At 66.5% G+C, this 14,441-nt stretch carries 15 protein-coding genes and 1 pseudogene; 14 read left to right on the top strand and 2 right to left on the bottom strand.

Annotation, left to right across the window (positions count from 1 at the left end; genetic code table 11):
• The 10 genes from ETD96_RS45105 to ETD96_RS27650 form a co-directional block, all read left to right on the top strand.
• Window positions 1-363, top strand: a 363-nt coding sequence (locus ETD96_RS45105) for a DUF5666 domain-containing protein (protein WP_171069262.1), incomplete at its 5' end; no start/stop codon positions are given.
• Between the two features lie 64 nt (window positions 364-427).
• A complete protein-coding gene (locus ETD96_RS27690) occupies window positions 428-1,117 on the top strand; it encodes a response regulator transcription factor (RefSeq protein WP_138639429.1) in 690 nt (229 codons plus the stop codon).
• Entirely contained in the window at window positions 1,114-2,466 is a 1,353-nt protein-coding gene (locus ETD96_RS27685) for a sensor histidine kinase (protein WP_138639428.1), read from the top strand. The genes ETD96_RS27690 and ETD96_RS27685 overlap by 4 nt, the downstream gene beginning before the upstream one ends.
• Before the next feature lie 80 nt (window positions 2,467-2,546).
• Window positions 2,547-3,530, top strand: a complete 984-nt coding sequence (locus tag ETD96_RS27680) for an alpha/beta hydrolase (RefSeq protein ID WP_138639427.1) — start codon at window positions 2,547-2,549, stop codon at window positions 3,528-3,530.
• A complete protein-coding gene (locus ETD96_RS27675) occupies window positions 3,521-4,378 on the top strand; it encodes an SDR family NAD(P)-dependent oxidoreductase (protein ID WP_138639426.1) in 858 nt (285 codons plus the stop codon). The genes ETD96_RS27680 and ETD96_RS27675 overlap by 10 nt, the downstream gene beginning before the upstream one ends.
• Window positions 4,379-4,854: 476 nt before the next feature.
• A complete protein-coding gene (locus ETD96_RS27670; RefSeq protein WP_138639425.1) occupies window positions 4,855-5,490 on the top strand; it encodes an acetate uptake transporter in 636 nt (211 codons plus the stop codon).
• 110 nt (window positions 5,491-5,600) lie between these two features.
• Window positions 5,601-7,238 carry an NAD(P)/FAD-dependent oxidoreductase gene (locus ETD96_RS27665; protein WP_138639424.1) on the top strand — a complete coding sequence of 546 codons (1,638 nt, stop codon included), beginning with the start codon at window positions 5,601-5,603 and terminating at the stop codon, window positions 7,236-7,238.
• Window positions 7,239-8,049: 811 nt separating this feature from the next.
• The gene (locus ETD96_RS27660; protein ID WP_138639423.1) at window positions 8,050-8,958 is read left to right on the top strand and encodes an ABC-three component system protein; all 909 of its coding nucleotides are present in this window, start codon (window positions 8,050-8,052) and stop codon (window positions 8,956-8,958) included.
• Window positions 8,844-9,206 (top strand): ABC-three component system middle component 6, encoded by a 363-nt coding sequence (locus ETD96_RS48220; protein WP_420884788.1) that lies wholly within the window; start codon window positions 8,844-8,846, stop codon window positions 9,204-9,206. The genes ETD96_RS27660 and ETD96_RS48220 overlap by 115 nt, the downstream gene beginning before the upstream one ends.
• Window positions 9,203-10,951, top strand: a complete 1,749-nt coding sequence (locus ETD96_RS27650) for an ABC-three component system protein (RefSeq protein WP_138639421.1) — start codon at window positions 9,203-9,205, stop codon at window positions 10,949-10,951. The genes ETD96_RS48220 and ETD96_RS27650 overlap by 4 nt, the downstream gene beginning before the upstream one ends.
• Before the next feature lie 183 nt (window positions 10,952-11,134).
• Here the strand turns inward: ETD96_RS27650 and ETD96_RS27645 are convergent, their stop codons facing one another.
• Window positions 11,135-12,298, bottom strand: a complete 1,164-nt coding sequence (locus tag ETD96_RS27645; RefSeq protein ID WP_138639420.1) for a hypothetical protein — start codon at window positions 12,296-12,298, stop codon at window positions 11,135-11,137.
• On the bottom strand, window positions 12,285-13,382 hold the full coding sequence (locus ETD96_RS27640) for a hypothetical protein (RefSeq protein ID WP_138639419.1): 1,098 nt from the start codon (window positions 13,380-13,382) through the stop codon (window positions 12,285-12,287). The genes ETD96_RS27645 and ETD96_RS27640 overlap by 14 nt, the downstream gene beginning before the upstream one ends.
• 127 nt (window positions 13,383-13,509) lie before the next feature.
• Between ETD96_RS27640 and ETD96_RS27635 the strand changes: the two genes are divergently transcribed.
• The 4 genes and pseudogenes from ETD96_RS27635 to ETD96_RS27620 form a co-directional block, all read left to right on the top strand.
• Entirely contained in the window at window positions 13,510-13,788 is a 279-nt protein-coding gene (locus tag ETD96_RS27635) for a hypothetical protein (protein ID WP_138639418.1), read from the top strand.
• Complete coding sequence (locus ETD96_RS27630) at window positions 13,785-13,994, top strand: hypothetical protein (RefSeq protein WP_138639417.1); 210 nt, start codon at window positions 13,785-13,787, stop codon at window positions 13,992-13,994. The genes ETD96_RS27635 and ETD96_RS27630 overlap by 4 nt, the downstream gene beginning before the upstream one ends.
• Window positions 13,991-14,218 carry a hypothetical protein gene (locus tag ETD96_RS27625; RefSeq protein WP_138639416.1) on the top strand — a complete coding sequence of 76 codons (228 nt, stop codon included), beginning with the start codon at window positions 13,991-13,993 and terminating at the stop codon, window positions 14,216-14,218. The genes ETD96_RS27630 and ETD96_RS27625 overlap by 4 nt, the downstream gene beginning before the upstream one ends.
• A 30-nt stretch (window positions 14,219-14,248) precedes the next feature.
• Window positions 14,249-14,441: pseudogene (locus ETD96_RS27620) on the top strand (hypothetical protein); the annotation flags it as partial.

The following is a 14,441-nucleotide window of genomic DNA, read 5'->3' as shown; positions in this document are numbered from 1 at the left end:
GCCTCCCCCACTGCGCACCACGCCCGTCCCGACAAGGGCCACCCGGGCAAGCGCCACCCGTTCCGGCAGGCGCGCACCTTCCGCGGCGTCCACGGCGAGGCCACCGTCAAGCGCAAGGACGGCTTCCACCTCGCGACCTGGCAGCACGGCAAGATCACGTCCGTGTCGTCCAGCGGGGTCACCGTCCGCAGCGAGGACGGCGTCTCCTGGACGTGGGCGGCCAACGGCGACACCCGCGTCCGCAAGGACGGCGAGAAGTCCGCCCTCAAGGCCCTCGCCAACGGCGACCAGGTGCTCGTCGCCGGCGAACGGTCCGGGAACACCCGCACCGCCCGCCTCATCCGCGTCCCCAAGCACCGCTAGCGCAGAGGAGGCGGACGGTACCTTCGGACGAAGGGTTCGTCCGCGCGGGAGCGAAGAGGGGGCGATGAGCGAGAGCCGGCGGGTGCTCGTCGTGGACGACGAGGCCAACATCCGCGACCTGATCGAGGTCGCGCTGCGCTTCCACGGCTTCACGACCGTCACCGCCGCCACCGGCGAGGACGCGCTGCGCGCGGCCCGCCGCGAGCGGCCCGACCTCGTCCTGCTGGACGTCATGCTCCCCGGCGTCAACGGCTTCGAGGTGTGCCGGCGGCTCCGCGCGGACGGCGACCAGGTCCCGGTGATCTTCCTGACCGCGAAGGACACGCCGTCCGACACCGTCACCGGCCTCACCCTCGGCGGCGACGACTACGTCACCAAGCCGTTCTCGATCGAGGCGCTGATCGCGCGGGTGCGGGCCGTCCTGCGCCGGACGGCCCCGCCGCCGCCCCCGGCGGACGCGGGCGCCGTCCTGCGCGTGTCCGACCTCGAACTCGACGAGGCGCACTGGACGGTCCGCCGCGGCGGCGTCGACGTCGACCTGTCGCCGACCGAGTTCCGCCTGCTCGCCTACCTGATGCGCAACGCGGGCGCCGTCCTGTCGCGCGGGCAGCTGCTCGCCGGCGTGTGGGGCTGGGACCACGGCAACCCGCAGGTCGTCGAGACCTACATCAGCTACCTGCGCCGCAAGCTCGACCCGCTCGGCGAGCCGCTGATCCACACCCGCCGCGGTATCGGCTACTCGCTGCGGCCATGACGCTCAACGCCCGGCTGCTCACCGGCCTCCTCGCCGTCACGACCGCCGGGCTCGCGATCATGGGCGCGGTCAGCGCGCTCGTCCTGAACGGCTACCTGATGCACCGGGTGGACGAGCAGCTCCAGGCCACCCGCGACCGCGCCGTGACGCGGCTGCTGCGCCCCGGCCTGCCCGAGCAGGGGGCCGCCCCGGCGCAGTTCGTGGTGCTGGCCATCGGGCCGACCGGACGGGTCCGGGTCCTGAGCGGCGACGCCCCGGACCCGGCGTCGGCCGTCACCGCGATCGAGAGGCTCGGCCCGGACGAGCTCGCCGCCCGCGCCCGCGGCCTCGAACCGTTCTCGCTGCCGGGCCTGCGGGCCGTCGCGCGGCCGTGGCGGAACGGCACCGTCGTCGTCGCGGCGCCGCTCGGGGAGATCCACTCGGCCGTCCGGAACCTGGTGCTGTCGGAGGTCGCGACGGCCGCGCTGCTGCTCGCCGCGCTGATCGTGCTCGGCCGGTGGCTGATCGGCCGCGGACTGCTGCCGCTCGACCGGATGGCCGCCACCGCGCACGCCATCACCGTCGGCGGCGACCTGCGCGCCCGCATGCCCGGCCCCGGCGACCGCACCGAGACCGCCCGGCTCGCCGCCGCCATCAACGTCATGCTGGAGCGGATCGAGCAGGCGTTCTGGGCGCGCAGCCGCTCCGAGGCCCGCGTCCGCGAGTTCGCCGCCGACGCGTCCCACGAGCTGCGCACCCCGCTGACGACCATCCAGGGCTACGCGGAGCTGTACCGGCACGGCGCCCTCGGCCCCGACGAGCTGCCGGACGCGATGCGCCGCATCGAGGACGAGGCCCGCCGCATGAACGACCTGGTCACCGACCTGCTGGAGCTGGCCCGGCTGGACCGCGAGGCGTCCCTGCAGCCCGTCCCGACGGACCTGGCGGCACTGGCGCGGGACGCCGTGGCGGACGCGGCCGCCGCCGAACCCGACCGTCCCCTCACGCTGGACGCCCCGAAGACCCTGGTCGCGAACGTCGACGAGGCGCGCATACGGCAGGTGCTGGCGAACCTCCTGGCCAACGTCCGCGCCCACACACCCCCCGGGACGCCTACGACCGTCCGTCTGGCCCCGGGCCTGATCGAGGTGGCGGACGAGGGCCCCGGCATGTCGGCGGAGGACGCCGCCCGCGCCTTCGAACGCTTCCACCGCGCGGGCCGGGAGCAGGCGGGAACCGGCCTCGGCCTCCCCATCGTCGCCGCCATCGCCGCCGCCCACGGCGGCCGCGCCGAACTCCGCTCCGCGCCCGGCGCCGGCACGACCGTCCGCGTCACACTGCCCGTACTGGACGGCCGACGCTCCCACTGAGCGGGACATACGGGTGTCGGGGCGCGGCGGCGTCCAGCACAGTCGGAGGTCGGATGGTCCCGTCCCCAAAGGAACCGCGCATGGCCGGCTGGAATCATCGGTACGCGAAGATCAACGGCCTCGACGTCCACTACGTCGAACAGGGCACCGGACCGCTCGTCGTCCTGCTGCACGGCTTCCCGCACACCTGGTTCAGCTGGCGGCACCAGATCGGCCCGATCGCGGACGCCGGCTTCCGCGTCGTGGCGCCCGACATGCGCGGCATGGGGCAGACCAGCGGACTGTCCGACCACCGCGAGTACGTCCCGGACCGCATCGTGGCCGACGTGACCGGCCTGCTGGACCACCTGGGCGCGGAGAAAGCGGTCTTCAGCGGCCTCGACTTCGGCCTGTTCGCCGCCTACGACCTCGCCTACCACCACCCCGAGCGCATCGCGGCGATCATCGGGCTGGAGAACCCGTTCATCACGCCGTCCACCGAGCCGCCGCTGACGATCGCCGCCCGGCAGGGCCGCAAGCACTTCAACCACATCCACTACTTCACCGCCGAGCCCGGCGCCGCCGACCGCGACCTCGCCGCCGCGCCCCGCGAATTCCTGCGCAAACTGTTCTACGCGCTCTCCAGCGACTACCACTACCTCGACGTCTGGCGGAAGCCGCCCGGGACGACCTATATCGACGCCCTCCCGGAGACGCCGCCCCTCCCCTGGACATGGCTGACGGAAACGGAACTGGAGTTCTACGTCGCCGACTACAGCCGCAGCGGATTCACCGGCGGGCTGAACTGGTACCGGGCCATGGACCTTTGCTGGGAGTACCGGAAGCCATATGCCGGACGGAAGAAGAACCCTGTCCCCTTCTACTTCATCGGAAGCGAACAGGACGTCGACCTGGAGGCGTGGCACGGCGACGACCCGCTGAACCACCTCGGCGACCACTACGACGATCTGCGCGCGGTCCGGGTGATCAAAAAGGCCGGGCACATGATGCAGATGGAGAAATCCGGCGAGACGACCGCGGCGATGCTCGAATTCCTCGCGGCGGGGAGGAACGAATGGGTCTGACCGAGAACCGCGTCGCGGTCGTCACCGGGGCGAGCCGCGGCGCCGGAAAGGGAATCGCGCTGGCCCTCGGGGAGACCGGCGCGACGGTCTACGTGACCGGACGCACGCGCACCGAGTCCGACCTCCCCGGCACCGTCCTCGCCACCGCCCAGGAGATCACCGAGCGCGGCGGCACCGGCATCCCGGTGATCTGCGACCATTCCGACGACGCCCAGGTCGAGGCCCTGTTCAAGCAGGTCGAGCGGGAGTCGGGGTCCCTGGACATCCTCGTCAACAACGCGTTCACGATCCCCGACGGCCTGGCCCGCAAGGGCCCCTTCTGGGAGAAGCCGCTGGCACTCCAGAGCATGTTCGACGTGGGCATGCGGTCGGCCTACGTCGCCAGCTACTACGCCGCCCCGCTGCTCATCGAGAACAACGCCGGCCTCGTCGTCAACACCTCGTCCTTCGGCGGCCGCTGCTACATGCACGGACCCGCCTACGGCGCCGGAAAGGCCGCCGTGGACAAGATGGCCCACGACATGGCCGTGGACTTCAAGCCCTACAACGTCGCCGCGGTGTCCCTCTGGATGGGCCTCCTCAAGACCGAACGCAACAAGGCGCTCTTCGAGGGCGTCCCCGACCGCTACCAGTCGTTCGCCGCCGGCGCGGAGTCCCCGGAGTTCAGCGGCCGGGTGATCGACGCCCTCGCCCGCCACCCCGACCGGATGCGCTGGACCGGCCAGGTGCTCATCGGCGCCGAACTGGGCGCGGAACTGGGCGTCGTCGACATCGACGGCAACCAGCCCCGCTCCCACCGCGCCGTGCTGGGCGACACACCGACCTTCAGCGACGCCGTAGTCGACTGACCCCGGTCACGCGTTCACTACCTCTCATCGATTATTCGCACTACTAACTGCAATACCGACTGAGCAGGGCAAAGAACGTCCACACCAAGGGCCATCAAAGCCCCCCGAGAGGGAAACCTGATCACCACACCGGCCATCTGAGCACGCCAATCCAACTTCAATGCCCTAAGTTTGTGGTGATTGGTCCGGAATATCCCGCGAACGGAGTCCTGACCGGACGCCTCAGGGGAGTTATCATCCGAAACGGGGACCGCTCCCAGATAACGGTCCCGCAGTTCAGGACGCATCTGACGTCGTCCGAACCGCACCGCATGCCCGGCATGCCGGTGCGGTCGGATCACTATGGGACGGCGTCGTTCCCGTAACCGACGGTGCGGCCTTCCCCGACGTCCGCTGTCGCATTCCTTCGTCCATCCCTGCCCGGCCCGTACGAGACCGAGCGAGACACGGCGACGGGACTCCACCGAGGAGGCACCATGACCCACGTCGAGCAAGAGTCCACACCGCACACACCGCACGCGGTCGCCGACCCCGCGCCGCTGGGCCTCGCGGCCTTCGCCCTGACCACGTTCCTCCTGTCCGCCAAGAACGCCGCCTGGACCGACGGCACCGACGCCTGGCTCGGCTACGCCCTCGGCTACGGCGGCCTCGTCCAAGTCCTCGCGGGCATGTGGGAGTTCCGCAACCGGAACGTCTTCGGCGCGACGGCCTTCAGCTCGTACGGCGGCTTCTGGATCGGCCTCGGCCTGTACGTCGTCCTCGTCGCCGGCGGCACCACCCCCGCCCAGGAGGCCAACGACCTCGGCTGGATCCTGCTGGCCTTCGCGATCTTCAACACCTACATGATGCTGTGGGCCACCCAGGTCAACCAGGCCGTCCTCGCCGTCTTCGTCGCCCTGGAGGCCACCGAGATCATCCTGTTCATCGGCAACTTCGCCGGCAGCGAGACCACCATCAAGATCGGCGGCTACATCGGCATCCTCACCGCCATCTGCGCCTGGTACGCCTCCGCCGCCGGCCTCATCAACGGCATGCTGGGCCGCACCTTCCTAGGCGTAGGCCGCCCAATGTTCACCCACCTAATCCCAAACACCGACACCCACCCCCACTGACCACCGGAGGCCCGCGCCGGGCCCAAGATCCGGCAAAAGGGCGCCCGTTTGCCGCCGCTCCGCGGCTGCGTCCGAGAAGCGGCTCTGCACCAGGCATTACGCTGGTACAGGTGACGGCACCGGTCATCCTCGTGGTGGACCACGACCCGGGCTCACGGCGCGTGTTGCTCACCGACCTGACGCGCCGACTGGGCGGGGTGTTCACCCTGAAGGGCGCGGGCTCGGCCGAGGAGGCACGCACCGCGCTGCAGGAGGCTGCGCAGGAGGAGCACAAGGTCGCCCTCCTTCTGGTGGACGACGCCTGCGCCGACGTCCTGTCCCGGGCCCATGAGTTGCACCCCACTGCCAAACGCGTCCTCATGGTGGACCGCGACTACTCCTCGACCAGCCCGGCCGTCCAGGCGATCGCGCTCGGCCACGCCGACTTCCACCTCGTACGGCCGTGGACGAACGACGAATCGATGCATCGCGCGGTGAGCGAGTTCCTGTCCGCGTGGACGGAGGAACAGGAGCCGGCCTTCGAACTCTTTCGCGTCGTCGCCCGGATGGACGACCCCCGCGTCCACCGTCTTCGCGACCTGATGGTGCGCTTTGGCCTGCCGTTCCTGGTCTATCCGCCCGATGAGGAACGCGGCCGGCGCCTGCTGCGTGAGGCGGGACTGGACGCGTCCCGGCTGCCCGTGGTGATCCGCTACGACGGTAAGGCCCTCGTGGACCCGCAACTCCCCGACCTCGCGTCCGCGATCGGAGTCAACGTCACCAACGACCTGAAAGTCTGCGATGTCGCCATAGTCGGGGCCGGCGCGGCGGGCCTGACGGCGGCGGTGTACGCGGCGTCCGAGGGCCTCGACACCGTCCTGCTGGAACGGGCCTTTTCCGGCGGGCAGGCCGGGACCAGCCCCATGATCCGGAACTATCCGGGCTTCCCGCACGGCATCGCCGGCCGGCACCTGATGGAGCGGACCTGCGAGCAGGCATGGCTGATGGGCGCGCACATCGTCTTCGCCCAGCAGGCCGTCGGCCTCGAACACCGCGGCGACCATCAGGTGGTTCGCTTGGTGGACGGCTCCGAAGTCCGTGCTCGAGCCGTGCTGATCAGCACCGGCGTCGACTGGCGGCGGCTGAACGTCCCCAGCCTGGAGGACCTCGCCGGTGCCGGTGTCTTCTACGGCATGGCCGTGGGCGAGAGCCGCGCGATGCGGGACCAGGACGTCTTCATCGTGGGCGCCGGCAACTCCGCGGGCCAGGGCGCACTGCACCTCGCCCAGCACGCCCGCACGGTCACCCTGGTCGTCCGGGGCGACAGCCTGGCGAAGTCGGCGTCGGCCTACCTGCTGCGCGCCATCGAAACGACCCCGAACATCATCGTCCGCACCCACACCGAGGTGGTCGGCTGCGGCGGCGACGGCCGCCTGGAACGCCTGACCCTCGCCGACCGGGCGGCGGGAACCACCGAACAGGTCCCGGCGTCCGCGCTGTTCATCATGATCGGGGGCGAACCCCACACCCAGTGGCTCCCGGACACCCTCGCCACCGACGATCACGGCTACGTCCTCACGGGCCGCGAAATCCACGAGGAGGCCCCCGGACTCTGGCCCTTCGACCGCGACCCCGTTCCCCTCGAGACGAGCCTCCCCGGCGTATTCGCGGCGGGAGACGTCCGGAGGGGCTCGATCAAGCGGGTCGCCTCAGCAGTAGGCGAGGGCGCCACCGCCGTCCGCTCCATCCACGAGTACCTCTCCACCTGACCGAGTGCCGATCGGCTCGCCCCAGACGTTCTTCGTGGGTCGTCGAGGACGATCCGGGAGATGCGACCATCTCCGGCGACGACGCCCCTCATCGGTGTGCGCCCGCGCGGCAACCCCACCAGCCGAGCCGGCGGAGATGTCCCATCTCTCATTCGCGGCTCGCATTTCCCGCCGACCTCGGCACGGGAGACGCACTCCGTCCGCGGCCCGGCAGGACGTCAGTCCGGTAGCACGAAGCCCCCTCGCGAGGATCGCAAGGGGGCTTTGACCTGGGCGCACCCGAAGGGATTCGAACCCCTAACCTTCTGATCCGTAGCAAGATCAGCACCGTCCAGGCATGTCCCCACAGGTCTCCTGACCAGCGCGGCAACCTCCGGCCCATCCACACCCGTCCAAGGTCATCCGACCCCGTTGTTAGCACCGCCGTTAGCACCGCACCCCGTCCCGGAGGGTGCGCCCGCGCGAACGGCGAGACGCTGTGACAGACAGCTTCGCGCGGGCGTGCCCTCCGGCCCGCGGGGGGCTGGGGGTCGCGAGACCCCCGCTTCTGGCACGTCCAGCCTGCTCTGATTCGTCCTGAGTGGCGGCTGTTCCGTCTGGGGCGAAAACCAGCGCGACCTGGTCCAGTTGACCCGGATGGCAGACCGAGGCTGGCCATGACCTCGACGGAGCCGGGATCTTGTTCCTAGGCTCGGAGTGTTCACCGGCAATCAAGGCACCAAGATTGGAGTCGTGCAAGCTTAACTCAATAGAGATTTGAAAAAAATAGCAAGTTATGCGATAATTTGTATGTTTAACGCGGGAGGGGCGAGTGAACGATAAGGTCATGGCTCTGTACGAGATGGCCTTTCGCGACCGCTATCAGGAGTGCTTCGAAGATGAGTTCCAGGAATTCTTCTCGGAGATTATGGAACGAGCACACCCGGATGGCGACTTCGTTCGCGTCAGGCCTTGGGGTCGACAGGGTGACGAGAAGAATGATGGATACATAATCTCCTTGCGAACTGTGTTCGCCGTGTATGCCCCGCGCAAACCTACAGCAGCGGGCGCCAAGAAGAAGATAGAAAGCGACTTCAAGGGCTGCCTTCCACATTGGAAGAATTATATTGACCGCTGGATCTTTGTACACAATGATCGAGAAGGCGTGGGGCCGACAGTCCTCAAGACGATCCTCGATCTAAATAGAGAGCAGCAAAACGAAGTAGCCTTCCCCTGGGGCAGAGAAGCTCTGGCTGAGCGAGTAAGGGGACTAAGCCATAAGGATCTCCGGACTCTCTTCCCAACGGTGCCGACAATCGCTGACTTCGTTGATGTTGGCATGGAAGAAATCCAGCCAGTTTTGGATCACCTGGAGCGAGCGCGCATTCCGAGTGGTGGCGATCTGCGTCCAGTTCCTGAAGATAAGCTTGAATATAACCATTTGTCCGACGCGGTAGGGCAACTGATAAGGCTTGGTTCTACGCCCGCCCGGACCGTTCGCGCTTATTATCAGCGCGTGAGTGACGAACTTCTTAAGGATCAGACGGCACGCGCGTTTGCGGACAAGTACCAAGAACTGCGCAGATCTGGCCTAGATCCGGATGCAATATATGAGGATCTTCGGAGATGGGTGATCGGGTCAGATATTGCGACGCCTACGCGTCATGTGGCCGTGTACGGTGTTCTGGCTTACTTCTTTCAGGAATGCGACATATTTCTCAGACCACCAGAGGAGAGCTAGAGGTGATCCTACCGACTAAAGGTATCGCCGCCGATCGTGCCCTCCTCACTATCGGTGCCCGGATCATTGAGGAACTTGATGAGGCGGCAACGGTCAGCGGTATTTGGTATCTCGTACGGCACGGTAAAAGCGAAGATAGAGACGCTCCTCCTCTTACCTTCGACTGGTTCGTCCTCGCATTGGATCTCCTATACGCGACGGGCGCTATTCAGCATGGTCCAGCCAACACGCTTAGGCGAGCCCGATGATCACTAGGGTTTTCAGCTCTCTGCCGTCATTTAAAGAACTCGAACTCCACCCGGGTCTCAATATTCTCCTTGCCGATGTAACCCCTCAATCCAAGGAGGTAGACACTCGCAATGGCGTAGGCAAAAGCAGTCTCATAGAGTTGCTGCATTTCCTTCTAGGGGGTAATGCGGACCCATCCAGCTTGTTCCGCAACGAGGCGCTGGCTCCATATGAGTTCGGTATTGAGCTACAGGTTCCAGTGCCACCGAACACCGATAATGATACTGACCAGCCTACTATTCGCGTTCGTCGCTCAGGATCTAACCCTGCTAAGGTAATTGTCGACGGCTGGGAATCCGTTGTCGGCTCTCCGAGCGCCATAATCCCGAACACTGTCTGGAAGACCCTGCTAGCGAGGCATTTCTTCGGTCTCCCGGAACAGCCCGCCGGCGGGCCCTCGGCCCGTTCGATCTTCTCTTACCTTGTCCGCCGTGAGCGGAGTGGCGGATTCCAAGAGACGACTAAACACACCTCCCAACAGTCAACAGCAGATCAGCAGGTCAATCTTGCCTACCTACTCGGACTTGATTGGACCATTTCACAAGGATGGGATGCTGTAAGACAACGGGAGAAGTCCCTTAGAGAGTTGAGGAAGGCCGCCCGCGACGGGGCGCTCGGTGAATCGATTGGCAAGACAGCGGAGTTGCGGGCGGCTTTGGCTGTTGCCCAAGCTGGGGTCTCACGACTCACTGAGCAGATCAGCAGTTTTCGTGTAGTCGATGAGTATGCAGAGTTGCAGGGAGAGGCAACAAGGCTCAGTAGGAATATCTCGGATCTCAATGACGAGAATGTTCTAGATAAGAGGTATCTGGATAAACTCGGCGATGACGCCCGGACGGAACCCGCTCCGGACCCCGAACGGCTGCGGCTACTCTACGAGCTTGCTGGCGTTGAACTTCCAGGAGTAGCGCTGAAGTCTTACGAGGACGTTCGCGCTTTCCACGAATCAGTAGTTTCTAACAGACGTGCTTATCTTCAGGAAGAGGTAGCGGCCACGGAGGCTAGGATCTCTAGACGCGAGCGAGAGATCAAGGAACTCGACTCTCGCCGATCAGAGATCATGGTCTTGTTGCAGGCCGGCGGAGCACTCGAAACTTTTTCTGAGTTGCAGAAGGAATTGGCGCGCCGCGAGGGCGAAGTCGAACGTTTGAGTCAACGGTACGCCACCGCTGAAGCGCTTGAATCCCAGCAAGTCACTCTGGGGCTTGAGCGTCAGAAGCTACAAGAGCGTCTTCAGCGAGATTTTCGCGAACGGTCGAATGGGCTCAGCCGGGCAACCGTCATCTTTCAGGAGATGTCTAACTCGATCTACGGCGATCGAGGCGGACTACTTGTCATCTCGGGGACCGAGAACGGCCCGCAAATAGGCGTAACCATTGATGGTGAGCGCAGCAAGGGAATCACGAATATGCTCACCTACTGCTTCGACCTTACTTTGATGAAAATCGCCGTGCCAGAGCACCGTTGTCCGCCGTTCGTGGCACACGATAGTCATATCTTCGATGGAGTCGATAGCAGGCAGATCGGTGCCGCATTGCGCACTGGTTACGTGGAGGCACGTGATGTCGGTTATCAGCACCTTGTGACGCTCAATAGCGACAATCTGCCAGATAACCTGGACCTCCCGCTAGATTCAATCGTGCTCCCGGTACGCCTGACGGATCAGTACGAAAGCGGCGGCCTCTTCGGCCTCAGGTTTCAGTGAGATTGCCCGATGCAAGCCACGCTGTACGGCGGACGGGCGACGCGGCGCGGCGGGACCGGACGGGACAGGCCGCATGCCTGGCGCGCCGGGGCGGGCGGCCGCCGGCGACCGCGGAGCGGGCGCCCTTGAAGACGTATAGAAAGTTCTCATCCGGTCGGCGGGTTGCCTAGCTGACCTGCGGTTTTAGCTGTCCTGGCCGCCGATTGCGGGGCCTGCTGGCCAGAGGGTCTCTAGGTCGGTCGGGGTGAGCGGGTCTCGGTAGGCGGCCTGTAGGACGGTGCTCCGCGTGGGCTTGTCGGCGTCGGCGAGGTTGGCGAACCAGTCAATACCTGCGGGGTAGGCCCAGAGGTAGGAGCGTAGTTGTGGGTTGGCTCCTCGGTCGGTGAGGAGGTCGGCTATGGCGGCGTCCTTGATCCAGGGCATGCGGAAGCGGGCGTGGTCGGCCAGCTCGGCGATACTCGCGCCCTGGTTGAGCGCAATGTGCAACTCGGCGCGCACTAGTTGGTTGTAGTGGTCGAACCTGGTGCGGGTGACAAGCAGCTCGTCGTCTGGGGTGATGAAGAGCGGTAGGGCTTGGGCGAGTCCTTCGAGGAGGACTTGTTGGGAGGCGTGGACTGACATCAGGCGTACCCAGGGGACGTCTTCGGCTGCTGCTCGGGCTGACCAGCTCGCGCCTTGGAGGCCGTGGCCGAGTACCTCGTGTAGGGCGAATTGGCGGGCGGCGACCTTGGTGAAGCTGGCGCGGCGGAGGTTGAGGCGTAGGCGGACCTTGTCGCCGGCGCCATCCAGCCAGTACGCCCAGTAGGCGTCTACCTCGGTGGTCTCGATGGTGAGGTTGAACGGGGCCGTGCTGCCGGTGGCCTGGCGGACGGCTTGTTCGTAGTCGGTGGCGGCCTGGCGGATCGCGTCGGGGGCGTCGTCGGTTTCGATGGGGCCTTCGATGGCGTTGAGGTCGCGTGCGGTGTCGGGGCCCCACTGGATGCCGAGGGCGGTCAGGGCTTGGCGGGCCTGGTCGCCTCGGTGGGTGATGTAGCCGTCCTGCCATCCGGCGGCCGGGCATCCCTGGGTCGCCCGGACATAGTCATTGAGCGGGGCGTGTTCGCCGAGGAGAGCGCCGAGGTATGCCAGATCAGCAGTGAGGCGAGCGGCGAGGCGTGCGGCTCCGGTCTCGGTGGCGCGGGCGTGGAGGTCGGTGAGGCGCTGGTGGACAGCCAGGCGGCTGCTGGCCGGTTCGGGGACTGCGGTGGTGGGGGCGCAATCGAAGTCGATGACGGCGGCTGATCCGCGGCCGGTCTCGTAGGCGTGCCAGGCTCGTAGGGTCGATTCGATCTCGTCACGCAGGTTCACGGATCGGCTCCCAGCGCAGCGTCACGTACTGGTTCGGGCGTAGGTGGTCACGGGTCAACGACATGACGGCGTCCTGACCCTCGACGTCCCAAACGAGGCTATCCGTGGCGGAATTCTCCGAACCGTCCGGGTGCTCCTCGGTCGCGGTGCACCCGCCGAGGTCGACACGGCGTTGCCGGACGCTGATCTCGTAGCGGCGGCAGTAGCGGGGCATCGCCTCGCGCCAGTAGTGGTTCAGGTCGAACTTGCCGCCCTCGCAGACATAGCCCACGCGGGCCCACTCCCCCGGCCGTAGCGGCGGGGAGATCTGAAAGGCGAACTTGGCGAGGTTGGTCGTGTCGTGGATGCGCTGGATGGCGATGCGCCGGTCAATGTCGGGGACCGGCTTGATGGACAGTGGGCCGGTGGTGTGCTCGAACCACACTTCACGCGACATGCGCGCCTGAGGCGTATCACTGAGGTTCAGCAGGTCGAAGCGGTATTCCAAGCGCGCGGCGCCGTCCTCGGCAATCTCTAGACCGATGGTCTTCGCCAGCTCGACGACGTGGCCGGAAAGGCCGGCTAGTTCGGTGATGTCGGCGTCGTTCAGGCGGCGGTCGCGCTGGAGTTGGAGGAGTCTGCGGCCGAGGTCCTGGGCGTGGTCGCTGGTGGCTGCTCTGGCGGCTGCGAGCCGGGCCTTGGCGGCGGGGATCGTGCGGGTGGTGGTGCCCCAACTGATCTCGCCGGTCTGGGGGGTGTCGATGTGGTGTTCAAGGGTGGTGAGCAGCTCGGCGACGTCGGGGGCCATGGGTTCGTCCGGGTCGCTCTGCGGCTGGTTGGACTCCTTCGGCGGGCACGGCTCGAAGAGTTGTTCAGCCGTCCAGCCGGGGAGCATCTTCTCCAGCACGCGGCAGTGATGCGGGTACGGAAGCCCCTTGAGTTCACCGCTGAGCCAGCGGTGGAACTGTGCTCGGCTGGGCCAACTCCCGACAAGGCCGGGGTCAATGCCCTTTGCCGCTTTGTCGTATTCGCCGCAAAACGTCTGGTGCGTCTGCCAGTGCTTCTCTCGAAGTAGCACTTTCAGCCGTACGGGGGGATTCGCCATCACCAACCTTCCGACGGCAGGAACGTAACACAGACGAGCATCAGACGAGACAAGACGAGAACGATCCGTCCTGGATGCGATACAGGCGGTAATGCGACGTGACGTGTCTCCCGGCCACCTTAGAAGCGTGAACACCGACACCACTCCTGAGATCGAGTTGTTGGCGGGGCTGCGGGCCGAGTTGACCGAATACGAGGTTCGATCCGAGGTCCGTGACGACGTTGCCGGCCTGGCCGTCTTCACCGACGGGGGCGGGGTCATCGTCTGGGTCTTCGTCGGGTACTCCGGGCGGTACTTCTCCTGGGACCAGGACGGGCGCCAGCACCCGGTCAACGACATGCCGGGAGCGGCTCGGCGGATCGCCGAGCAGGTCCGTCCGGGCGGCGCCGAGGTGGTGACGTCGTGAACGGCCTCGCCGGTAGCGGAACGTCGACGCTGATCAAGCGACTGCTGGACGGCCTGCAAGCCGACTTCCCCGGCTGGTCGATCGCGCGCGAGTGCTCGGGCCGCTGGGTCGCCAAGCGGCGCGGGTGGGGTGCCTTGTACGGGCAGAGCGCGGCTGAGCTGCGCAACCGGCTCGACCGGTTCACCGGATCGGAGGACGCGCGATGACTGGCAACCGGCGGGCCGCCGTCGTCCGCATTCCCCCTGCACGGCAATCGACGACCAGGAAGAAGGCGGTCGGACTGACCGAGGAAGAGCGTCAGCTCCTGCTCGCGGAACTCGCCGAGATCACTGCGGAACTCGATGAACTCCACGCACGGACGCGGCAGATCACGGCTCGGGTTCACGGGACTGAATCGACCTGTCCGGCCCGTGAGAGCGGGGCGGCCTGAGATGAAGGACTCAGAGTGAAAAACCCCGCGATGGAAACGCATGCGCAGAGCGAGGACCCGGCGCTCCGGCAACTCCGGGAAGAGTTCACCGGTCACCGGATCTGGCGGGCTCGGCGCTGGGACGGGCGTCTGGGCGACTGGGTCGCCACCCTGCGCGACCCGGCCGCCGGCGTGGAACCGACCGTGATCCGGTCGGACTCGGCGTCGCTGCGGGAGGCGCTGA

Source organism: Actinomadura geliboluensis (assembly GCF_005889745.1).
GTDB classification, from domain to species: Bacteria; Actinomycetota; Actinomycetes; order Streptosporangiales; family Streptosporangiaceae; genus Spirillospora; species Spirillospora geliboluensis.
This window is presented reverse-complemented; position numbering and strand designations above follow the sequence as displayed.

Excerpts from the sequence above, each read along its gene's own strand:
- ETD96_RS27690 (WP_138639429.1), top strand. The coding sequence starts at position 428 with ATGAGCGAGAGCCGGCGGGTGCTCGTCGTGGACGACGAGGCCAACATC.
- ETD96_RS27685 (WP_138639428.1), top strand. The coding sequence starts at position 1,114 with ATGACGCTCAACGCCCGGCTGCTCACCGGCCTCCTCGCCGTCACGACC.
- ETD96_RS27680 (WP_138639427.1), top strand. The coding sequence starts at position 2,547 with ATGGCCGGCTGGAATCATCGGTACGCGAAGATCAACGGCCTCGACGTC.
- ETD96_RS27675 (WP_138639426.1), top strand. The coding sequence starts at position 3,521 with ATGGGTCTGACCGAGAACCGCGTCGCGGTCGTCACCGGGGCGAGCCGC.
- ETD96_RS27670 (WP_138639425.1), top strand. The coding sequence starts at position 4,855 with ATGACCCACGTCGAGCAAGAGTCCACACCGCACACACCGCACGCGGTC.
- ETD96_RS48220 (WP_420884788.1), top strand. The coding sequence starts at position 8,844 with ATGGGTGATCGGGTCAGATATTGCGACGCCTACGCGTCATGTGGCCGT.
- ETD96_RS27650 (WP_138639421.1), top strand. The coding sequence starts at position 9,203 with ATGATCACTAGGGTTTTCAGCTCTCTGCCGTCATTTAAAGAACTCGAA.
- ETD96_RS27640 (WP_138639419.1), bottom strand. The coding sequence starts at position 13,382 with ATGGCGAATCCCCCCGTACGGCTGAAAGTGCTACTTCGAGAGAAGCAC.
- ETD96_RS27625 (WP_138639416.1), top strand. The coding sequence starts at position 13,991 with ATGACTGGCAACCGGCGGGCCGCCGTCGTCCGCATTCCCCCTGCACGG.